Source organism: Rhodococcus sp. IEGM 1366, assembly GCF_033142425.1.
In the GTDB taxonomy this organism is placed as follows: Bacteria; Actinomycetota; Actinomycetes; order Mycobacteriales; family Mycobacteriaceae; genus Rhodococcus_F; species Rhodococcus_F globerula.
This window is the reverse complement of sequence record NZ_JAWLRZ010000018.1, coordinates 47,424-70,628: the sequence shown is the minus strand read 5'-3', so window position 1 is coordinate 70,628 and position 23,205 is coordinate 47,424. Positions and strand designations below refer to the sequence as shown.

Annotated in this window: 14 protein-coding genes and 1 pseudogene; 10 read left to right on the top strand and 5 right to left on the bottom strand. The window is 58.6% G+C overall.

All coding sequences use genetic code 11. The features are described from left to right. Positions 1–803: 803 nt before the first annotated feature. Positions 804–3,299, bottom strand: a complete 2,496-nt coding sequence (locus R4P64_RS32140; RefSeq protein WP_317824245.1) for a pentapeptide repeat-containing protein — start codon at positions 3,297–3,299, stop codon at positions 804–806. Positions 3,300–4,105: 806 nt separating this feature from the next. Here R4P64_RS32140 and R4P64_RS32135 point away from each other — a divergent pair. Together R4P64_RS32135 and R4P64_RS32130 are read left to right on the top strand one after the other, a co-directional pair. Beyond that, positions 4,106–5,917 (top strand): ATP-dependent nuclease, encoded by a 1,812-nt coding sequence (locus tag R4P64_RS32135; RefSeq protein ID WP_317824244.1) that lies wholly within the window; start codon positions 4,106–4,108, stop codon positions 5,915–5,917. Between the two features lie 83 nt (positions 5,918–6,000). Continuing rightward, on the top strand, positions 6,001–7,518 hold the full coding sequence (locus R4P64_RS32130; protein ID WP_317824243.1) for a UvrD-helicase domain-containing protein: 1,518 nt from the start codon (positions 6,001–6,003) through the stop codon (positions 7,516–7,518). A gap of 791 nt (positions 7,519–8,309) precedes the next feature. Here R4P64_RS32130 and R4P64_RS32125 read toward each other — a convergent pair. After that, positions 8,310–9,581: a hypothetical protein gene (locus R4P64_RS32125; protein WP_317824242.1), complete on the bottom strand. Its 1,272-nt coding sequence runs from the start codon at positions 9,579–9,581 to the stop codon at positions 8,310–8,312. Between the two features lie 260 nt (positions 9,582–9,841). Between R4P64_RS32125 and R4P64_RS32120 the strand changes: the two genes are divergently transcribed. Next, entirely contained in the window at positions 9,842–10,750 is a 909-nt protein-coding gene (locus R4P64_RS32120) for a hypothetical protein (RefSeq protein WP_317824241.1), read from the top strand. Between the two features lie 807 nt (positions 10,751–11,557). Here the strand turns inward: R4P64_RS32120 and R4P64_RS32115 are convergent. After that, positions 11,558–12,076: a hypothetical protein gene (locus R4P64_RS32115; protein WP_317824240.1), complete on the bottom strand. Its 519-nt coding sequence runs from the start codon at positions 12,074–12,076 to the stop codon at positions 11,558–11,560. A gap of 373 nt (positions 12,077–12,449) precedes the next feature. Beyond that, positions 12,450–12,791: a hypothetical protein gene (locus R4P64_RS32110; RefSeq protein ID WP_317824239.1), complete on the bottom strand. Its 342-nt coding sequence runs from the start codon at positions 12,789–12,791 to the stop codon at positions 12,450–12,452. A gap of 312 nt (positions 12,792–13,103) precedes the next feature. Here R4P64_RS32110 and R4P64_RS32105 point away from each other — a divergent pair, with 312 nt between their 5' ends. Next, positions 13,104–13,607, top strand: coding sequence for a hypothetical protein (locus tag R4P64_RS32105; RefSeq protein WP_317824238.1), 504 nt, complete (start codon positions 13,104–13,106; stop codon positions 13,605–13,607). Positions 13,608–14,054: 447 nt separating this feature from the next. Here R4P64_RS32105 and R4P64_RS32100 read toward each other — a convergent pair whose 3' ends face one another. Next, on the bottom strand, positions 14,055–14,297 hold the full coding sequence (locus R4P64_RS32100; RefSeq protein WP_317824237.1) for a hypothetical protein: 243 nt from the start codon (positions 14,295–14,297) through the stop codon (positions 14,055–14,057). Between the two features lie 1,035 nt (positions 14,298–15,332). Between R4P64_RS32100 and R4P64_RS32095 the strand changes: the two genes are divergently transcribed. From R4P64_RS32095 to R4P64_RS32070, 6 genes and pseudogenes are all read left to right on the top strand, one after another. Further along, positions 15,333–17,324 carry a hypothetical protein gene (locus tag R4P64_RS32095; RefSeq protein ID WP_317824236.1) on the top strand — a complete coding sequence of 664 codons (1,992 nt, stop codon included), beginning with the start codon at positions 15,333–15,335 and terminating at the stop codon, positions 17,322–17,324. A 426-nt stretch (positions 17,325–17,750) separates the two neighbouring features. After that, a complete protein-coding gene (locus R4P64_RS32090; RefSeq protein WP_317824235.1) occupies positions 17,751–19,211 on the top strand; it encodes a protein kinase domain-containing protein in 1,461 nt (486 codons plus the stop codon). Positions 19,212–19,642: 431 nt separating this feature from the next. Beyond that, positions 19,643–20,347: pseudogene (locus R4P64_RS32085) on the top strand (IS6 family transposase). Positions 20,348–20,755: 408 nt separating this feature from the next. Next, positions 20,756–21,574 (top strand): ABC transporter ATP-binding protein, encoded by an 819-nt coding sequence (locus R4P64_RS32080; protein WP_317824234.1) that lies wholly within the window; start codon positions 20,756–20,758, stop codon positions 21,572–21,574. Next, a complete protein-coding gene (locus tag R4P64_RS32075; protein ID WP_317824233.1) occupies positions 21,571–22,329 on the top strand; it encodes an ABC transporter permease in 759 nt (252 codons plus the stop codon). The genes R4P64_RS32080 and R4P64_RS32075 overlap by 4 nt, the downstream gene beginning before the upstream one ends. After that, positions 22,326–23,177 carry an ABC transporter permease gene (locus R4P64_RS32070; protein WP_317824232.1) on the top strand — a complete coding sequence of 284 codons (852 nt, stop codon included), beginning with the start codon at positions 22,326–22,328 and terminating at the stop codon, positions 23,175–23,177. Before R4P64_RS32075 ends, R4P64_RS32070 begins: the two co-directional genes overlap by 4 nt. The last annotated feature ends 28 nt before the right edge of the window (positions 23,178–23,205 follow it).

Genomic DNA, 23,205 nt, shown 5'->3' with positions numbered 1-23,205 from the left:
GAAGTACCCGAACATTGCGTTGGCAGTTCGATCCTCATTTTCCATCGTTTCCTGTTCGAAAGCTCGGTTTGCATTCTGCCCCACAATGATCCGATGACCACGTTGCCGTAGCATCGACCGGACAGTAGAGGGGTAGGAAACCGCGCTATCGGGTGGAATGGTTAGTTGCCGGTCGCAATAAACGAGATCTTCAACCACCACGTGTTGGAGTCCCACATCGCGACCCCCAAAGCCCGAGCAACTCTCCGAACCGGAGAGCCCGACCACAGCATGACGCCTGCCTAGTCGCGTAGAAGTTAAGCGCTATCAGCGACTCGCGGTAACTGACCTTAAGGTTCGTTTTTCGTTCGACGTGTGAGTGGAACTGCGGGCAACAGCTCGTCGTCGGGTCGGCGCCGGTCCGGGTTCAACTCGGACGAAGCCCACGGATCGCCAGGGGCCCGAAATGCGGCGATCCGTGATGTTTACACGAGCATGACTGTCTACCAACCCCATCAAATCGGCGAGACGTCATCGACGGAGTCCAGCTAGTCGATACGGAGTCGCCACGATCGAGTCGGATCGGTATCGAGTCCGATCGAAATTGTCGCCGGCAGTGGCAAGCATCTGGCGGGATGCCGCAGAGCATGGCGAACGCCGCCTGAAGATCCCGACTAGATCGCCGTGTTCGCGTGTTTCGCCGATCCAGACCAGCATGGCTCGGCACCCGGTTTGGATGGTGGGGAATTACGAGTTTTTCGTGAACCCCCAGCGTGTGCGGCGGCCGGCATCACGCTTGGCCGACTTGTTTCCAGCCTGCCTCGTCAGCGTTTCGTTCGACCTCGAATCGCCAGTACCGCCAACGCGAGTAGCACCGGAACCAGCAGTCGGATAGAAATGTCGGCGACGGTCCCGGCCGGTGTGAGGTCTGGCGTGTTGCTCGGGTTCCGCAGCAGTGCCACACTGTTGCGCGCCGCCAACTCGAACGAGTCCCCCCACCCGAACGACGCCTTCGGCACCTGCTCGTATCCGATTGCGCCGCTAAGGGGATGCACCCATGACGCCTTCTCTGTCATCCCGGGCGGGTCTTGCACGCCCACCGTCGCGAAGACCACCGTTGCCGCAGCGATCACCACACCAATCGCTGTGAACGCGCGCCATGCCCGTAGCCCGTACCCGGACACCAGCCAATAGGCGGTCAGTAGCCAGTTTTCAAAGAACGAAGGTTTATGTCCCGTAGCGCTCGACATACGATGCGCCAAGCGCCGCATCTCCATCTCGCCATAGTAGAAGTCTGCAGCGCCAGGCTCGTTGCTGGCGTCTTCGAGTCCCTTACGAAGCGAGCGGTAGATGCCCGCAACCTCGGTCGCGTCAAGCCGTTCGTTGTCGGGGATCCGTGTAGGCGCCGTCGGAGTGGTGGACTTCTCGGCGCTGGTCGAACCTGTCCGCAGCGCGCCAACGCCGGCGGGTTCAGTGGTCGCCCCATCGGGGTCAACGGACGCGGGTTCAACATCCCTTGCTGGCATGTCAGATGTGGGAACGACCTGAATGTCGGGCGCGTTGGCCGAATGTGTGGATGACCCAGAGTCGGATTGATCCCACGTCGCGTTCTGTTCCCTCCACATCCGTTCGTCAGCGATAACTGTGCGTCGCGTGAACCGCACAGGTTTACGAAAAGCTGTGTCGGCGGGAGCAGTTGGGAAGGCGCAGGCGGAGTCGATCTGCATCTTGTCAAGCCCGTGCGCACCAGCAAACCGGCACTCAGTTAGATCTACAGCGGACAACTCGAGATTTGCGACGGCGGTACGCCTAAGCGACTGCAGGCGAGGGGGATCAGTGAGCAGAGAGGCAAGGGGTTCAGCAGAGCTGACGCGCACGGCAGTAACACCTCGCTCACTAGCAACGACTCCAATCCAATCCTTCCAGGCATCAGCACCCGGATCCGACAATACTGTTCGTGCACCGAAATTCGCTGCAGACGCGTCTAGAGAGCCCCCACGAATCTCTATGGTTCCTCCGGATCGGAATTCTGCCCTCGAAATGTCCATCTTTCGACAGAGTGCACGAATGATAGTCGGCTCGTCGAAGATTGCCTCTACGAATGAGACGAGTTCAGTTGCCCACGCTCCTTCAATAGCAGAGTGGAACTTCACTCTCTGAAACTCAAGTGAACGAGCGACAACCTGCGAGAAATCTGGACGCGCTAGTGCGTCGAATGTCGCACCATCGAACGTCGCATCACCACCAAACGTCGAACCCTCGAACGACACGGGTCCGCCAAACCTCACACGATCGAACCGCGAAGCCGAATTGAAGGTCACCCCACTGAATGTTGCACGCTGGCGAAGGGTCACCGCGCAAAATTTTGCCTCCCCGCCAAACTCCACGCCATCGAACGTCGTATCACTACCGAACGTTGATTCATTGAATCCGGCGGGCCCGCTGTACCTGGCGCCGTCAAATCTACTAGCCGCACTGAATGTTGCCGAACTGAATGTTGCGCCCTTGTCAAACTTTGCGAGGTCAAACCTCGCGGCACCAGTAAATGTTGCTCCGCTGAATTTCGCCGATCCGAGGAAGGTCACCTGGTTGAACTTTGCGGTCCGACAAAAGTCCGTCCCACTGAACCCGACATTGCTGCTGAATATTGCACCATCGAACCCCGCGTCGCTACCGAAGTTCGCTCCGCCAAACGCAGCGGTCCCGCCGAACTTTGCACCATCGAACCTCGCGGCACCGCCAACATTTATAGCGCCAAACCCGGCATTCCGAGCGAACCTGGATTTGCTGAACACAGCTGATCCAGCAATGGTCACATCCGCAAATCTCGCCTCAGCGTCAAATTTGGCCCCGCTGAATTCGGCACTTCCACCGAACTTAGCCGCGCTGAACCCCGCGGCGCCCCCGAATCGCGTCCCTCTGAATCCCGCGTCCTTGCCAAACGTCGCCCCATTGAACTTCGCAGTCTCACCGAATTTTGCCATACCGAATTCACCGGAACCGTTGAACTTTGTTCCTCCGAAACCGACGGAATCGTTGAAGGTTGTCCTGCCGAACCGAACATACTTATCAAACGTCGCCCTACCGAACTGGACTGTTCGGTTGAACGTTGCCTGACCAAACCCGACAGCACCGTGGAACATCGCCATTTCAAAATATGCCGCCCCGGTAAAGGCCGTGCCATTGAACCGGATATTCCCGCCAAATGTCACCCCGCCTGTAGCGACAAAATCGCCGAATCGGCAGTACTGGGCACTGACAGTGACAACCTCTGCGGACCTAGGGATGGTCAGGACGCCGCTGATGATGGCACCACGCATTGCGACCCTGCCAGGCTTCTCGGTGGAGTGTTGTCCTGTGAGGAGTTCGACGAGAAAGTGAGCACGGATCTCACGGTCGGGGTCGTCCCACTCAACAATCTCGTTGTAGGACGGTGTCGCCGTCGATCGGATGAAGTTACATTCTTTGCCAGCCAGGACAGCGTCCAGAAGGCGTTTTTCGGCGGTAAGCAGCTCAGTGCGGTCGGTAGTGGTAATCGTCGAGATCCTTCGTTCAGGCTAACGCTACGACGGTCCCCGCGGGCGTGTGTGGGCCAGCTTGAAGATACCTGGCCGGTGGATTCGGGCTTATCCGGGCTCAGCTGATCCCGCTGCCGAAACAACTTGCGCAGCAGCGGCGTATGTAGCTGGGGTGGCAGAGGTGAATCCTGAATTGTGGCTACCTCCGTCGCAGTCCCGGAAATAGGAATCGAGATCAGATCGAACTTATTGTCAGCTTCTTGGCCTTTTGCATTCTCGTAGAACTTCCAACGCAACGACGATGATGACGTCCTAAAGGACTCACAACGCGTCCTCGACTGGCTACGAAGATATGACAATCGTACCGGGCTTCCCCTAGCGTTGGGGACTGCCTGTAAGTGTTAGAAAATAGCTCTGACTACAGCACCGTAATCACATTATGATCGGACTCCCCACCCCAATACCACCCAGGCTTATGGACGGCGACTCCCTGTCCACGCCAGCGACGGCGTACCCATTACCGGACACCAGCTTAGTACTCTGCCAAGAGGTCAGGCTACGAGAGTGACAACCACTGCCTATACCTCGACCCATTTCTTAGGAGCGTTGTGTACCTCAAACGAATTATGGTCGACGGGTTCCGGGCCGCCGTTCCCGCTCCCATCACCGTCGATTTACCGGGCCGTTTCAGCCTTCTGGTTGGGTCCAACGGAGTCGGGAAAACCACGATCAATGACGCCATCTATTTGGCGCACCCTGACCGATTCCCACGGCTTGCGCCGCCAGACGCAGCCGTACTGGGCTCAGCACCGCGCAATATCGCGGTGGAGTACGCGTTCGAGGGAATAAGGGGGTCCGAGGGCGCGCTCGGTCAGGCGCTCCAGAGGATCGGCACCAGTGCCCCGTTGTGGGTGCGGTCCTTAGAGCGCTCGATGGGCCGGGTCCGGGCTCGGACCGTTGCTGCCGCGCCGGATGGACTGGATCAGCTTCGATTGATTTACCTACCTGCCCTTCGAAACCCGGTGGATGAACTGTCCAGGCGCGAGACCCGGGTCTTGCTGGAGCTTCTACGAGCCGAGCAGTTGCGAAATCCGTCGACAGGGACTCTCATCGACATTCGCCGTCAGGCCGAATCGTTGCTAAGTTCCCTTACTACCCACCAGCTCCTAGCCGACGTTCAGGGGCGCATAGCCCAGAACATGAAAGTTCTCACGGCCGGCGTGCAGGAGCACTTTCCCTTCATCGGTACCCAGCGGGTAGACGACGGATACCTTGCGCGGGTATTGGAACTCGTACTCGCAGCAACTAACGACGCGCACCAGGCGCGGCGCCTTGAGGGGTCAAGTCTGGGGTACGTGAACTTACTGCACATCGCGGTGACCCTCGCTGGTGTTCCAGACCCGTCGAAATCCCCAGGGGCAATGCCGGGCGACGGGCCTGCCGGTACCGGTATCGATGTCCCCGCACAGAGCACCGCACAGGCCACCTCTGCTGAGAACGCTGAGACCGCTCGCCGGAGGCTAGAGGACCGCAGCGAGGAGGCCGATGACCAGGTCGACTCGTTCTTCCCGCAGTTGTTTCACGCCACCGTCCTCATTGAGGAACCCGAGGCCCACCTGCACCCGCAGCTTCAGCACGGCCTGATCCGATACCTCCGTAAGGTCACCGTCGAGCGCCCCGACTTGCAAGTCATCGTGTCCACTCACGCGAGCGAAATCGTCGCCGCGTGCAAGCCTGACGAAATGGTGGTCGTACGCCGAGAAAACGGTCGCGTCTTGACCCGCGCTCTAGCAAATATTCCGTGGAAAACCGCCGATCGGGAAAAGATCACTCGGATGGCAGCACTCCATATGGACGCGAGTCGCTCAGGCGCGCTGTTCGCGGACCGGGTTGTACTGGTCGAAGGCATCACCGAGGCAGCCCTGCTCCGCGCTTTCGGACGAGTGTGGTCCCGAAGCGACTCAACCAAGTTCGCGTTCATTGACGCACTGTCCATCGTGCCGATCGGCAACAAGGTCGGCGAATGGCCAGTGCGCCTCCTCGTGCATCCTGGGTGGGAGCTTGCGAGCCAGGTCGCAGTACTATCCGATACCGACAAGCGCGGCGACCCTCTCCCCGACCCGACCCCGACTGCCTGGCAGTCCGACTTCACAGACCCAACTCGGTTCAAGGTGTTCTGGTCGCGCCCCACACTTGAGCCAACCTTGGTGGAACACAACGAAATACTGGTTGAAAAGGTGCTCGCTCTACTCGGCGAGTCCCCGACAGAAGCTCCGACCGCGCAGAGTATTGACGACTTGTTCCAAACCTCCTCGGGTAAGAAAAGGAAGGGCGAGTTCGCATTCGAACTCGCCGCCCTCGTAGACGCGAACGCGAGTACCACCCATGTGCCCAGCCAACTCGTTGAGTTGTTCGACTAGCTGTGGGCCGGCCACATCGCGGTCAACGGCGACGCGGAACTGGACGCCGGAGACGGTGCCGACGGGCTTAGCGGTCAAAGCTGATGGCAATTCGGCTCACCGACCGACAGGTCATTGCAGCAGCGTCTGACCGACCGTTCACGAACATCGTTTCAGCACCTGGGTCGGGCAAGACAACCGTAGCGGCCGAACGATTCGGATACCTAGCATTTCAACGCGCTGCCGACCGACGCGGCGTTCTGGGGTTGAGCTTCAACAGAGCCGCAGTCGCCGAACTGGGCTCCCGCATCACAGCGAGGTGGGGGAAGCCTACGATCCAGCTGCCGAATATGGTCACGACCTTTGACGATTTGCACGTCCGCCTCATGCACCACCTCATCGACAGAGGACATATTCGCTGGCCCGGCGACCATTCGAGTGTCGAGGTTCTTGATGATTACCGAGGAAAGCCCGGCTTCCGGTTCCTCGGCGCGACGAGCTGGAAGCGCATCGCTATCTGCGACGAGTTCGGGAAAGTCGTGAGCAGCTCCCTCCAGCTGGCCACTCCGAAAGACGGAATCGGAGTCGCGGCGAACCACCGTACTGTTCTCGCGGAAGGTCTCGCCAGTCACGAAGACGTCCGCTCGATCTTGCGAAGTGCAATACCTCTCGACGGCGTCGTCGATGCCATCGAACGCTGGATTGGGAGCAACTTCAGGCACATCATCGTTGATGAGATTTACGACGCCGACGTGCTCGACTTGTGGATGCTGGGTAAGGCAGGGTCGGTTGAAACCCACCTCACCCTCGTAGGGGACCCGTGGCAGGCACTGTACGAGTGGCGTGGCGCGACTCCGGAGAAGGTGCAGACGCTGATCGACGGCTTTCCGTTCCATCAGTATGAGCAGCCCGAGTCGTTCCGCTTTCGTGGCGAGCAGATGCCTGAATTGGCGCGGACGCTCCGAACAGGCGCGGCGGTGACCATTCCGCGGCGGACCAGTGACGTCGTCGATGTCGCCCTGGCTCGCAGATGGGTTGACCTGTGGAATGTTGGCGATAACGTCCTTCCGCTCGCTTTCCGCTCAGTCGGGAACGCCATTGACGGGATGCTGAATCTCCTCCTGGACGAGGTCTCGCGCCGCAAACTCGGCCGGGACTCGTTTGGGAAGCAGGCCGCCTGCGTCATCCTCGGCATTGACCCCGGAGAGTTGGCGCTCGTCCAAGCCTCAGTCCTCAACCCCGTCCTCCAGGCAATGCATAACGGCGCCAGCGCGGATCGTGTGCTTAATCTGCTGCGTGACGTCGCGTTGAACCTCGGAGCGAAAAGACGTCCGTCTCGACTTCCGGGACAAGGCGAACCGGACCGCCGATCGGAAGTCGAAGCCCTGTCTCGACGTCTTCGACGAGACGATCTCATCCTCGGGCTGACCGTCCACCAGGCGAAGGGGCGAGAGTGGCCACGTGTAGGAGTCGCTCTATCAGCCAAGGACGAGCAGAGACTTGCCGCGGGGCTTCACAAACTCGAACCCGAAGACTGCGTGCTTTACGTGGCGCTAACGCGCGCAAGAGAAGAGTGTGTCTCTCTCGGCGATATGCGACAACTGCAGCTCACCGACAAGTAACTAATACACCTCACATATCGCCAACGAACATCGTTTGTTGACGACGGTTGAAAACTAGTCCAGAAACGACGGGCGGGTTCTAGTTATCGTTGCAACAGGTGACATGACTTGAAGTTAGCAGTGACTCGAATAGTTCGGTGGGAGTGCAGTCTTGGATTACTTGGTGGGGTCGGCGATTGAGTTCGTTCTCGACCGCCAGGACATGCCAAAATTTCGAACGCAACGACGATGATGACGTCTATGGAAGGACTCACAAGCCGTCATCGACCGGCTACGAAAGATGACAATCGTACCGGGCTTCCCTAGCATTGAGCCGGTAGCGAATGCGGTTGAGTTGTGCAATGTAGAAATCTCTTCTGGTGTGTACTGCGACGGTCCGTGGGTATCAAAACCGACGCCGGCCGGTAGCGCTCTAGACCCCGGGCGTTGCACCAAGGATGTCAGTCATCTTCGGACCTCAAACGTCCCTCCAGCCGCAGGCTCCGTCGACGGAGCGGGCCTGGGCTAACACTCCCGCTTTCCCAGTTGACCAGTCCCGTCGCGGCCGAGTCGTCCTTCGGGATGAATCGCACCAGCGAATCCGTGGACTTTGATGTGCTCCGAGTTCGATCGAGACTCCAGTGCGATTCATAGCTCGACTACATCAACACCCGCGTTTCAGACGACACAGACATTCGATGAGATGTGGACATCGTTGGGGAGATGTCGATTCGAATCTAGTGACTCCTCGCGTTGCCGTCTCTAGCTCGCATCGAACGATCTCAGGATGTCGTGAGCGACAAGATGATCGCTCAAGTCAGTTCTTTGCCGGCCGCAGATCCATTCTCTGAAGGGGCAACTCGCTCGACTCGTCCTGTCGGATCTGAATAGTGTGACGCAATATGTCCCAACCGATCGAACTTCTTCCATTTTTCCAAGCATTCTCGTGCTCGATCGCGCTCAGCCGCGACGACAACGGCCGATTCACCGAAGCCATGTAAGCGTGCAAGTTTGGTGAGTAGCGATTGCTGCGATGTCCAGATCGCGTCGACATGGATTATGAGGTCACTCAATTGCAGCGCAAAGATCGCCGTCACTTGACCTGGATCAGGCAGGGACAGTTGGACTCCGTTTGGTGTCGGATGGCCACCTTGTTCGCAATGCCGCCCATAGTCACTCCGCCGAAAGTCGTTGCCATCTCGACTGTAAATCGCCCTCGGACTCCAGCGAACCTCACGCGCCTCGCGATCCGATTGAGCCCAATCACCTATTGACCCTGGTTCATCGTCAAACGCCCACATCAGGTATTCGAATTCAACCAACTGACGCGCCAGTGCAGAAGCTGCGTAGTAGTTTCGGAGCTCGACAAGGTTGGCGGCACCCTCGGCGAGTTGCTGAGCCGTGATTGCAACATTTGCTACGGCCACGAAACTCAAAGCTTCAGGGTTTCCGACCCTGCTTTCCCCTAGCGCTCCAAGACGAACAGCTGACCATCGCATTGCGTACATCACTGCGTTCAGTGCATCAATTCGCAATTTCTGGAGAAACTCATCTGAAGCTGCTTCCATCGCCGCCTTCCTTAGCGAGTCACTGTCAGACATTTCCAGCCCTGCAGGATCCGTACGAATCTGCTTCGAGAGTTGCGCTACGACCTTGTTCGGATGGACGTTCTGTGCGACCGCGATCAGGCAGGCCAGTCCTGCGGCGAGGCCTTCGGCGACCACCCCAACCAATTCCACATCCACCTGAACGGCCTGAGGTGTAACGCCCTCATGAATCTCCAGGATCAAGCGAACGACGGCATCGATTTCTTGTGCGCCGACACCTGTTTCCAGGCCACGCGCAACTTCAGCAAGCGCACCTCGTGCACCCTGACCTGACTGCTGGACGTATGCGAGCAAGAACGTGGCAGTGACCGCCACAAGACCATCCGCGCCGCGTTGAATATCTTCCCTCCGGCCTTCCTCGATCAGGCCAGCGAACCGCTCCCCCTTCGCCTGCAGATGTCCGGTAAGAAGACGCGCCCCATATGCAACTAATCCGACTTTCACACCATCCATAGAAACAATTCGATCACTTGGCACCGACAGAACCTCCGATTTTGATCCCGCACCATGTCACGTCGGATGTATGTCTCGCCAGCAACGTTCGCAGACGAATACTCCTCAGCGACTGATACCGAGAGATCATCAGGAAAATAGGCCAGAGCCAGTTGTCGACTGTCGTTAACGTTGAAGAAAAATGTCACCCTGAAAGGCTTGTCCGGACATGCGGTCAAGACCAGACAACGGGAGGATTCGGTGCTGCCTTCCCTCGTTCCTAGTATTCGCTCTACATTCGGTCGATGGTCTACTCGATTGCAACCTCGCCCGAAACCAAGGTGCAGCTTGCTGCTCACGCAGACGTACCCAAGTTTTGCCGCGAGCAGGTCCACCGCATCGTCGACGATCACCAGTGGAAACCACTTCCGGGTTCTCGCGGTGCGAGCGACCTGACGCCTGACCCAGCGTTCCCCACGCCGCCAACGATTTCAGTCAACGAAGTCGCCGCAATATATCTCGATATGGCTGGGCACCACCTTGCCGCCCTCTCGGCCTTATACGAGTCTCATGAGGTGCTTATGTCTGTGGATATGCTCACGCGGGCGATCGTAGAGTGCTGTGCCAGCGCTGTATGTATCCAAGAAGGGGCTACACCACACGAGCGGTTAGCGCGAGCATACCTCGAAGAAGATTTCAGCAATGAAGAGCAGAAGAAGGTAGCCGGCAGACTCACAAGGCCGAATTCGCTCTACTCCATGGCCGCGAAGGATCGCTTCAAACGCATCCGAAAGGAGATCGCCGCGAACTTCCCGGGTGATTACAACCTCAATGACCGGGTCATCCACGGGCAGAATCGGGCGGGGCCAACCGACGCGGTGTCGCGGTTCTTCGCGCTAATGGAGTCGAGCGGCGCAGTGGGGTTTACCGGCCGCAAACGGAAAGAAGGCTACTACGATCTTCTGTCCAATGGCACCCACCCCACGCTGTATCGCATGCGCGATCTTCGTCGCTACCAGGAAGTCGGAACAGACCAGATCAGAAGAACTACGCTGATCATGGATCCAGGTTTCCTTGCCTCGCTCGTGCAGCTGGCTGTACTCGCCATCTACAACGGACCGACGTCTATTTACAGCTACAACGGATGGTCCTTCGATCTGGGTGGAGAATTCGAGAGTAAGATCAACCAGGTGCTACCCGGTCTTTTGAGATAGCTGCACCCACTCGCCACTCCCCGTCAATCACCGTCGACACGCCACCGTACGACGTCGCCGAAGTCATGTTTCTAGGTGCACGATTGGAGGTGTGAACGACGATCGAAAACTAGCGCCACGAACGCCACGACAATCGTGAATCGTTCTCCCGCTTTCTGATTGGTCGAGGAATTCGGCATCGCCCGCGCGAATCGTCGTCACGTATTTCTGTTCGTCGGCCGCACCATCATCGAAGCGGCGCCGCCCACACCGTCATCGCCCAATCACCCGCCGATACAAGCGATGCTGCGAGTAACTACCCATGAGATGCGGTGACTTCGACTCCATCCCCCAACGAAGCAGGCGAAAATCTCCTCGGTGACCGCGCAACCCTGAGCTCACCTCGACGCGGGCGGGACGTCCTTGCGTAGCTCTGCTACCAGTGCAGAAGTATCGTCGACGTACACGCTGACGCATTCGACTGTCGAGGTCTTGCGGTGACGAAAGAAGGAACACGGGAAGTTGGATCGAGATCGGTTGCGCCAGAGTATATCGACGCTAGTCTCGTCCATATTAGGCAAGTACAACCGCCGCCCCTAATGGCCGGGTGGGTTTCGAAAAACCAGCGAGAGAGCACCCCCAACACGATGTCCGAACGGTCCGTGATCAACCTCGCGGAGCCCAGCCCCTTCTGGCCCAGAGGATGCCGCGATCGCCGGCGAATGCCGCACAGACAAACCACGTGAGTTCTGGGCAAGCACTCGCTTCGCTGCCGTCGACGCAACAACGACAACCACATCGTCAGAAGAATTGAGCCGGCCAGAAGCACTACAAACTGCGTACGGTCTCCTGCGCGCGCTTCATGTTTTGTCGAACTCGTGTGTTGTCGATCGCCTCGACCCCGAGATCATTCTTCTTCAAACGACTGTTCTGATTAACCTTCACCGCCCAGGGAGACCATGCTGACCTACTCAGCTCCGCGGCCACATCCCGAACGATATCGGCGAAATCACTTTCGATGAGCCCTCCCCCAGTCTCCGAGAAAGGATGGTCATCCCAGGACTCCTGACTCAACCACCATGCGACGTAAGCGAACACCTTGTACTGGTCGACGACCTTCCGCGGGATCCGAGAAATCATGGCCGCGGTTTCCAGCTCACGCATACTTTCGCGGAACTTGGGATTCCCTGGTTCCTCTGGCGCCCACCGCGCAGTCTCGGTATGAGCCAAGTGCTTGAGCACCTCGCTACGCAACTGACGACGCTGCTGACTGCCGATCAGATATTGACCGACGAACGAACCGATACCCAACGCACCAATGACCGACGCGATTCCCGAAATGTCCACCCCAGAAGCCTACTGAGCATCCATAGTAAGGCGCCTACATCCTAAGATTCACCGGTACTACGGTTTCGGCGGTTGTTCAAATTTTACGAGGGGCCACCATATCCTGGACGATTCGTGCGGATGGGGCTATCGACGGCAGGTGAAAACTGATCAAGATACGGCCATGCCGGAAAGGGGTCAGAATTCAGATGCCGTTGACATGCTCGGTCGTTTGATATTCCTTGGTGTACTGCCGCAAGATAGATTCCATACTGTGCCACCACGAATGTCCGACGCTGAAGCTCAAGCCCGAATGCAATCGGCGGGCGCCACCCCATTGGAGCCTTACCCCGGCGCAGGAATGCCATGGCGGTGCACATGCACAAAGTGCGGATTAGAAATCAAACCTCGGCTGAGCCAAATTGCCAAGGGCGGTCTGTGTGCATTCTGTGCCGGTAAGGCCGTGCATCCAGAATTGGCGATACAGCTGATGCGCGCGGCGCGGCTCGAGCCACTCGTTCCATACCCCGGAAACAAGAAGCCGTGGCTGTGTAGATGTCTCGTCTGCGGTGCCGAGGTCACGCCACGCTACAACAACATTGATCAGGGAAACGGCGGCTGCAATCGATGCTCCGGACACGTGATCGACCAGGCAGAGGCCGTCGCGACCCTTCGCCAACACGACCTCGAACCACTCGAGGACTACCCAGGCTGTCAGGTTCCATGGCGGGTCCAATGCCTGAAATGTAATCGAGAGACCACCAAACGCTGGAATGACGTGAAGTCTGGAGTGCCAGGCTGTAAGTACTGCGCGAGTCGGGCGGTCACCGCACCGGAGGCCGTCACATCGATGCGTGCAGTCGGGCTGGAGCCACTGGACCCCTACCCGGGGAGCGCCCGAGCGTGGCGGTGCAAGTGCCTTACCTGCGAGTCGCTTGTCAGCCCTAACCTCAACACCGTCCGATCGGCCGGCAGCGGATGCCGAGTATGTGCAGCTCGTCGTGCCGGATTCTCACACCGCCGCGATGCCGACGAGTGTGCTGAACTGATGCGTGCAGTCGGGCTGGAGCCACTCGAACCCTATCCCGGCAGTAATGCCAAGTGGATGGCTCGCCACACGGTATGTCAGGAAGTCGTAAACCCGACGTTTCACAGCGTGATGACTGCCGGGGCGATCTGTCCTCACTGCGCGGTAAGCGGCTTCAAACCTGCTCTGCCGGCAGAGGTCTACCTCATCACAGACCCTGCACGAGATGTCCACAAAGTCGGAATCGGGGGACTCCAATCCAATCGCCTGCAGATCTGGCATAAGAAGGGGTGGAGCCTGTATCGAACGCGAAGGTTTGAAGTGGGCGCGGATGCTTACCTGGTCGAACAGCGGACACTTCAATGGCTTCGCAAGGACAAGGGCCTGCCGCCGTATCTCGCCTTCGAGGACGGATGGACCGAGACCGTGGATGGGGATGCAATTGACCTACCTTCCCTGTGGGCGCAGATTGAGGAGATTTCACGAGATATCGTTGCACAACACGGATTTCGCTTGTCTGAATGAATCAGTTCGAGAAGACAGCGGTAACTCTCATCGCCCCGTCCAGCACCCAACAAACCCGATGCTCGCCGGAACCCGAGCATCCAATCTCCGTCACCCCGGTCCAGGGAACGTTCAGTAGCTTCTTCCTCTCGGGGCGACACAACTGCACAATGCGCGAGTTCGCCGGCCAATCTTCCCGAATAGGTCGGTGACGAATGTGTGCTGCTGCTGTTCGTCAGCAGCCATCACTGCATTATCGGCTGCGTCAATGACAATCGTGAGAAGCGCCGTCGGGTTGCGCTGTGCAAGCTGCTCGGCGACGGCCTGAATACGGCGCATGAACACCTGCATGTAAAGAGAGTCGGTTGCGACCGTCGGAATGAGCGGGGTGCACAACCCTTTTGCTGCAGGCTCGTTGGCGATCTGGGTTAGCCCGATCCGATGTTCGTGACGTTGAGAAGACACCTTTCAGTAATCGCCACCAGCGAAGCAGTCATAGACGATGGTCACAGAGCCCACCGGGAGCGCTTCGTTCAAGACTGAGGTCAAGGTGGATTTACCCACTCCACCCACTGCAGTGACCAGGATCTTGCTCTCGGCGCCGTCCCTGAGCTCGGAAACGACGTTGTCGACAATTCCGGGTACACCATCGTCAACATCGAAGCGCCCACAGAATTCGGCTTCATGCTCGGCGTCGTCACCAAACCCCATGTAGCCACGCAGTAGCAGCCGACTGCGATCGTTGAACGGCGGCGCACGGCCGCCTTGGTTTAGGTGAACACTCCAGGGCCGGCGGCGATTTCAGCGAATGAGAGTTGCGCCTGGTCGTTCAGTGTGCGTTTGCGACGAAGACGAATTGAAGCTTGTCTTCCTGCCCCTCTTCAGTTGCTCACGATAAATCGTGGCGAATTTCTCAAGTGTGTACTTGAGTTCCGAGAGCATAATCTGTTTCTCGGTCCGCATCGTCGAATGCTTGAGTTGCACGTATCGAAATCTTGTACAGGATTCGGTGTCGCGACCCCCGTAATACTCGGCGACGTCGACGACCTCTTCACCCTCGACTTCTTCACCCGCAGGTAAACCCTCGACACCAACGATTTCAAGGTCATCGGGGAAGTCCAGCAAACGCAGTGCTCGGCGGGCCGCCAAGAGTAATGGAACCTGTCCCAGTCCCTGCTAGCGGACCGTCTCGGCGTTTCCCATAGCGAGAGCCTAGGGGGTAGCGAAGAACGAACGCGTTGGCGCACCGACATGCTCTACCGGCGTGAGAAGTCTCCCGTCCGGACTGCACTCCGCCGCCCGCCGCGATGTCATATTGTGGGCGGCGTGTCCAGCAGCAATAGAGGTCGGAAGCGTGAAAAGAAGCGCAAGAATCGGCAGCGCTCCCGCAATGGGGATACGCATGCTCAGCTCGAACGAGCCGAATTCGGCGACCTGTTCGGCAGCGAATCGGATGCGGAGTCACGACTCGAGGAGATCGCCGATCGAATCGCCACATTCGCGGCGCCGCATAACACATTCGACCTCTTGGCACTGCTGCGGCTGCGCTTCGAAACCGCTCTCGCCGCCGATCCCATTGCCGTCGGTCACGAAAGTGCAGCCGCGCTCGAATTAGGTGCCCTCGTGCTCACTGCACGAGGAATTCAGACCGGACTTGAGCCGGCCGAAGAACCCGAATCGACTGGCCTGGGCGATGTCCTCGACAACATCAACGCGGCCATTGGCGAGGCAATGTCGGCCGGAGCAATGCTGGCCCTGGCAGCAACGCAACAAGACTCTTCTCCTGCAAGGGAATTAGGCTTCGGGTCAATCATGCGTGAGATATTCGTTCGCAACCCCTCCTATCCGCACATGGTCGAAGAGACACTCGCCGACCTGTTCGACGACCCTGCCGTCGAAGAGCTCTGCCGATCGGTCATCGGATGCACAGTGCAGCAGATTAGTCAGGTGTTTGCAGCCATACGTGAGCTGTACCGCGAAGTCTGGGAATCCTGCGCCACCGCATGGGCAGATATCGCCAGCACTGGAGTTTCCAATACCGCTACCCCAAGCGACGTCCCGCAGCATACCCTCGACCATCTGAGACGGTTGGCCGACGATAGATCTGTCTATCCGCGCATGACGACTGCAGATATTGCTTCACGCAGTGCGCTGTCCATCGAGACTGCGCAGACGGTGCTCGACCTGTTCACCGCCCCCCTGACCGACCGTGCGCCCGGCGAAGTTGCAGTCGATTTCTTCCGAGGAAAATCACCCCTGCGAACGCAGCCGATCCTCCGCGCGCCCGACGGAACCTATGCGGTTCCTCATGACGCACTTTTCGTGCATTCCATACGCGAACGCGTCGAAACCGCCCTGAAACAGGGCAGTACGCCGTGGGCCGCGTACCAAAAGCATCGCGGAGACTACCTGGAGCGAACCAGCATTGTGCTTCTCACGCCCCACCTCCCGGGTCATACACTCCATGCCGCCTTCGACTACCTCGTGCCTGACAACGAGGACCAAGACAAGTTGACGCCCGAGAAGTACACCAAGAAAGTCGAAGGCGACGGCCTGATCGTCGTCGACGACATAGCAATCATCATCGAAGCTAAGGCCGTAGCTCTTCGGCAGCACTCCCGAACTGGACGTTCCGGTCCCCTCTGGCAGGATCTGCGCCGCATGGTGACGATCGCTGCCGAACAGGGCGACCGCCTGCGGGAACGCATCCTCCAGGACGGCGGACTGCGCCTTATCGACGACAGCTGGCTCGACCTCAGCGGCATACGTGAGGTTCACACTGTGGCGGCAACTCTCGACGACTTGTCCGGGATCGCTACCACCACACACCAGCTGGTGAATGCAGGCCTGTTGACCGAAGCAAACATCCCGTGGGTCGTTTCACTCCATGACCTCCGTGTGATCAGCGAACTCATCGATCGCCCCGCGGAACTTATCCTCTATCTGCGACGTCGCACCGACCCCGAACTGACTAAACGAATACAGAGCGCAGATGAGCTCGACTATTTCATGTACTTCCTTGAGGGACGGTTATATGCCGAGCCCGATCCCGACGTACTGCAGCGTGAGATACCAGCCCTTAGCACTCCGTCCGCCGAACAGCGGCGGCGCTATCGCGAGCAGCGCCGGACAGTCGAGTACTTTGAACCTCTCACTGAAGAAATAGATGTTTGGTATCAGGGCAAATTGAGCGGGCTACCCGACGCCGCCAACAAACCTCAGATGCAGTCCGACCCGCGGCTTCTCGCACTCGTCGACGACATCACTGCCCGTCACGAAGAAGGTTGGCTCGCACTAGCGACTACACTGCTCAGCGGAGATCGAGAGACGCAGATCAAATTCGGCATCATGTCTGATGCACTTACGGAAAAGACTCGCGAAGATGGACTGTCTCACCGGATAGTGTGCCCTGGCGGGTCCCGACGTGAAGACAGCTTCGTCCTGGTCTGGATGAATGTCGTTCCTGGGACAGGATCGGACACCGCTCACGGCGATCTCAAGAATTTTGTCACGGCGAAGAAACACCAACTGCAAGTTAGCCGAGGATTCGGCATGCTCTTCGAAGCGAGCACAGGGACGTTAAGCGCGACGGTCTTCGACAACAGACTACCGGGGGCCGATGCCGAACTCGACGCCCTTGTAACCGATCTCAACCTGATGGACGTGTTGAGCATGCAGCGACACCAACGTACCGGACGGCCCACCAAGCCCACACTGAGGAAGAAAAAACGGCGGTAGTGGTCACCCCCAACCCTGGATGGAATCACCCGGAAAAGGCACGGTCGACCGGCATGCTGTCACTGCACCACAGTGGGCCCGAGTGGCAGAATCGGCCGGCGACCGCCATAAAGATGCCTGATCTATATCTTCGCTCCAGAGAATTTCTTATCTAGTGCCAGAGCATTGCCGCCGTCGGAGAGAGCACCCAGGGCAGCCGCTGCCTTCTCAAGCGCCTCTTGTCGCGCTTCCGGTGACAGCTGGGACAGCAATCGATATTCACTTTGAAGTAGTTCCTTCGGTCGTGCCACTCCTGAGTACAGCAACTAGCCACATATCCTGCAGGGCCGCTTCTCCACCTCGTGTGAGGTGAGTCGACTAGCTTGAAAGGTACTGAAATTGGGTGCTCCGGCTGGAGTAGCCGCTTCATGTCGATAGGGTTCGCGTGTGGTGAGCGAAGACGGCGATGACAAGAGCAGCGATGTGCTGCCGAAATGGGTAAAGAATGATCGGCTCGGTGACGACTGGGTTCTCGTGAGGAGGATTCACAAATCGTATGTATGGCAAGTACGAAGCGTAGTCGTCCTTCCAAGGCAACCGCCCCAGTACGCCGTCGCCAAACGCATGAAGAACAACGACGCGTCGGGTGGTTCGCGGAAGCGCTTTCACGGAGAGGTCAAGGGATTGGAAGCGCTCGGGAAGATCCGAGGCGTGGTACCTCTTATCGACCGGGAACCAGGAGATGAGCCTCGTTGGTTCATCATGGAGAAGGCGCTACCCCTGGCGGAGTGTGTGAAAGGCCAGAGCTTCCGCTCCTTGGTGAAAGTCTTCGCAGACCTCGCAGACACTCTCCATCAACTACGTTTCACGGACCAACAGGTCTCTCATCGCGACATCAAACCTGACAATTTGTTCTGGCTGAACCAAACTCCGGCATTCGGCGATTTCGGAATTGCGGGGTGGACTGACCGGGCCGAGATAACGCAAGAGATCAACAAACTCGGGCCGTATACCTATATTGCCCCCGAGGCGCTCCGCCCGCACCACAACGCCAACTGGTACGCCGCGGACGTGTATTCCTTGATGAAGACAATGTGGGCTTTGGCTGAGTATCAGTATGAACACCTCCTGGCCCTGGAGACGGGAGCACCGCCTCCCTCACAGATATTCCCTCCCCCTCAGGGCGAAATCAACGCAACGAATGAGTGGGCCTACTCTTTTCGGCGGTTCTTCGGGCCGGAAGGGAAGTACCTCGATACTCTTTTGCAGGATGCGACGTCGAATGATCCCGCAAGAAGGCCTACCGCTGGGGACATTCGAAATGAGTTCAGGGCGTGGCTTCGTCTCACTAAAGGCGTGGAGGCTAAGCCGTCCCCTCGCAGTAATTACGGAACGTTGGTGAACCGAGTTGAGCGATTCGAGAAGGCGAGGGAACAGTTCCTTGAGACCCTCAAGCGCGAAATCGCCACCGAGTTCCCCCAGGTTACCTTCGACTCCAGCGTGAGCACGGAATGGCGTCTCGATCCAGAATTGCAGTACGACGATCCGGTGATACTGGCAGATCACGGCCGAGATGTAATCGTTGATTCAGACTACGAGGGGCAACCTCCCGACGACCCTTGGGAGGGGGCACTCCTTCTCCAACTGTTGTCGCCGTCGGGCGGTCCTCGAGTAATCATCGGTGGTGTTCTGGAGGGCACCGCCGATCGTCCGGTGATTGATCTGCTTGCGGAGGTGCATCGACCCCAGTCCGTTGGCGGTTGGAAGTTGGTCAAGCCATGGGACAGGGGTGACATCAATGCAGGGGGAGCAGTGGTTGTTGAAACGCTCGGGAAGATTCTTCGAGAGGTAGTCGCTGCGCTTCGACGCGATACAAGCACCGAGTGGACGTGTAGCAGAGTCTTTTAAGCTCCCAGGCCTGGGAGACCTACCGCTAGAGATGAAGAAACGTCGCTTCTACCGGAAAGTGCTGTCCATCAAAGGAAGTTGGTGGAAGAAGTACGCGCGCGCATCAAGATCGGAACAGCTACCGCGTGACCTCCATGTAATTCCAGCAGCCCGTGGATGACACAACGATTCCGCCACGACGATCTCGTGCTGATGTGGGATGACGTCACAGAATGGGGACGATTTTATCCAGATCCCCGGCCCACTGATCGCACCCATGCGAGAAGTGACGGCCCCATTCCGGGTCGACTGCCCCCAGGCTGACAAGCACCCCCAATCGATAATTTGCACCCACGATGCACGCAGAGCATAAATTTCGTTCAATTTGCACGAAATTGATCTTTTGAAGGGTGCTGTCAAGTTGTTGAGATCGCCCAACCGGAGATGATGTGGTGGTGTCGTCGACGTACAAGGGATACCGGTTCCCGCGTGAGATCATCTCCCACCGCGTGTGGCTGTATTACCGGTTCACCCTCTCGTTCCGAGACATCGAATTGCTCATGGCCGCCCGTGGAATAGAGGTAACCCATGAGACGATCCGCGCCTGGTGCACCCGGTTCGGGCCCGAGTACGCCCGCAGACTGCGGCCGAAGGCACCCCGGCTTGGCGACAAGTGACATCTCGACGAAGTCTTCGTCAAGATCCGCGGGGTGCGGAAGTACTTGTGGCGGGCGGTGGACCAACACGGGAATGTCCTCGACATTCTGATCCAAGGTAAGCGGGATGGTAGGGCTGCGACCAGATTCTTCCGGACACTGTTGAAGAAACAAGGCCACTCGCCGCGGGTGTTGATCACCGACAAGCTCCCCAGTTACCAGGTTGCGCACCGGAAGATGATGTCGACAACTGAGCGCCGGCAAAACAAATATTTGAACAATCGGTGCGAGAATTCCCATCAGCCGACCCGGCAACGCGAACGGGCGATGAAAGGCTTCCGTTCCGTCGGCGCAGCGCAACGATTCCTCGCCGCTTTCAGTCGTATCTCCCCGCACTTCCGCCCGCCCCGCCACCGTATGAACGCCACCGACCGCCGCACCGAAATCCGCGCTCGATTCCAGGTATGGAATCAGGTCACTGAACTACGCATCACTGCCTGACCGACTGCTCTGTGGAATGGCCTGCTGCGCCCGAAAACTGCTGTATCCCAGACAACTTGACAACATCGATCACTCTGCCTCATCTCTCATATAGATGGTTCACTTTGAGGGGCACGGATCAGCCAGTCCAACTTCCGAGTACCAGTTCATACAAAGGTGTTCCAAGATTCTAGGAACCCGCGCGGTTCCGATTGCTGAGCGCGTAAAAGCGGCACGACGAGTTGACGAAGATCTTGCATATCGTTTTGCGGGCTTCGCCTTGGACCGTGAGGAAGAGCCGTGAGCGCAATGTAATCCACATGTTTCCGTCGTTCATGCAATCGAAACACAGCGTCCCTAAAGTTCGATCTACGCACTTGGATCCAAGCTTGTATGCAAGCGGGGTCGCATCCGATCAAGGGAGAACGAATGATCTCGCCTACCGCGCCGGGGATCCACATCGGCGGTCTCACAAAACAATTCAAGGTTGGACGCTCGACTGTCACCGCACTGGACGGCGTCGACATTGCGTCCGAGCAAGGCGAATTCGTCACGCTCCTCGGACCGTCCGGATGCGGCAAGAGCACCGTATTGCGGATCCTCGCCGGCCTCGAATCACAGAGCGCAGGCACCGCGCTGGTCCATGGCGAAACTCCGCAGGACATGCGCCGACACCGCCACCTCGGAATCGCATTCCAAGACTCTGCACTACTGCCCTGGCGGTCGGTCCGCTCCAACATTCGTCTCCCCCTCGAGGTGTCGAAGCAGACGGGTTCGGACGAGTTCGTTCAGGAACTCATCGACCTGGTCGGCCTCACCGGCTTCGAGAATGCACGACCAGCACAGCTTTCCGGAGGTATGCGCCAGCGCGTGGCAATCGCGCGGGCACTCGTGGTCAAGCCCCGCGTTCTGCTCCTCGACGAACCGTTCGGCGCCCTCGACGACATGACCCGGCAGAAGCTCAATATCGAGCTTCTCCGGATTTGGACCGAGCGACCTGCCACCACCCTCATGGTCACGCACGGTATCGCTGAGGCCGTGTTTCTCTCGGACACCGTGGTGGTTATGAGCGCCCGGCCCGGGCGCGTCGAGAAGGTGGTCAAGATCGATCTGCCGCGGCCCCGGACACCGGAGATGATGCGCACCCGCGAATTCCACGAATACGTCGATCTCCTGTCCTCCATTCTCTTCAGCGCTCGCACCCGCGACGAGGACGCACTGGCCACCGTGGGTGGTGACCGCCGATGAAGAACAGTCGATTCCTCGGAGTGCTCGGCACCGGGGTCGTGCTCATCGTGTGGCAGATCGTCGGTATGACAGGCATTCTCGGCCCGGGCATAGCGCCACCCACCGCCATTTTCGGCGGCGTGATGCACGACGGTCTCGCCTTCTACGGAGTCCACATTCCCGTCACGTTGGCATCGGCTTCGGTGGGCTACCTGTGGGGAAATCTTGCCGCGATCGCGTGCGCAGCGCTGGTGACGACGGTTCCGGCCCTCGAGAAGTTGGTGTTGCAGGTGGGTATCGCGTCGGCGTGCATCCCGTTGATCGCAATCGCACCCATCCTCGCGGCGTGCTTCGACGGTGTTGTCACGTCCGCGATCATGGCCGCAGTCTCGGTCTTCTTCACCACCCTCGTCGGCACCATCAACGGGCTCTCACATGCTGATTCGTCGAGCGAAGATCTGGTCCGTGCGTACGGCGGCGGTGAGTACCTCGTTCTGCGTAAGGTGCAGCTCATGTCGGCGTTGCCGAGTATTTTGACTGCACTGAAAGTCGCTGTGCCCGCGGCAATTCTGGGAACGATCATCGGTGAGTTCATGGGGCAGGAGCGAGGTTTGGGGGCTGCGCTCGTTGTCGCTCAGTCCTCGAGTGACGTGGTGCGCACCTGGGGAATCACGCTGGTATCGAGCCTTATCGCCGGTCTTGCATTCCTGCTGGTCAACACTGTCGAGAAGATAGCCACCCCCTGGGCTGCGAGTACGTCGGGAGTCAACGCATGACAATCACACAGGACTCGCCCTCGGAGGTCGCCGGCCCGCGCGCCGCACAGCGAAACCAGGCCCTCACGATTGTGCACAGCCTGGCGCGTACTCTCGCGACGCTCGTCGGGGCACTGATCGCCATCCTTACCGCCTGGACCCTCTTCATTCGACTGGTCGATGTGAGCCCGTTCGTCGCCAAGTCGCCGACGGATGTCTGGAATTACTTGATCACCGACACCGATGCTGCGGAGCACCGCGCAGTGATCACCTCCAATCTGGCCCGCACGCTCACCGATGCGTCGTATGGATTTGTCCTCGGGCTGTTTCTTGCGGCCGGTGTTTCACTGCTCTTCTACTTTTCGGCCACAGCCGAGGCCATGTTCATTCCGTCTGTCACGGCGTTGCATGCGATCCCGATGGTCACTATCGCGCCGATTCTCGTGTTGATCTTCGGACGCGGACTGGTCGGCACTGCCGTCATCGGTGCTGCGATCGTCGTTGTGCCCGCGTTGCTCACCATGCTGCAGGGGATCCGCAGTACTCCGCGGACCGATGTCGATATGGTGGTCGCGTATGGCGGATCCACTCTGTCCGCATTCTGGAAAGTTGCTCTGCCCCATGCCATTCCCACCTGGTTCGCCGCAGCGCGTGTAGCCGTCACCACCTCGGTCGTCGGCGCATTACTGGCCGAATGGCTAGCCACCGGGCAGGGACTGGGAGGCCAGATGCTCAGGGATGCCAACGAATTCGAATTCGCACGATTGTGGTCTTCGGTCGTCGTACTCACCGTCACCTGCATTGTCATCTACCAGATCGTCAGCGTCATCGAAGCCGCTGTCACATCACGCATGAGCGCTCCCCGCTGAGAGCGGCGCCAGCCGAACCCCACCTTTC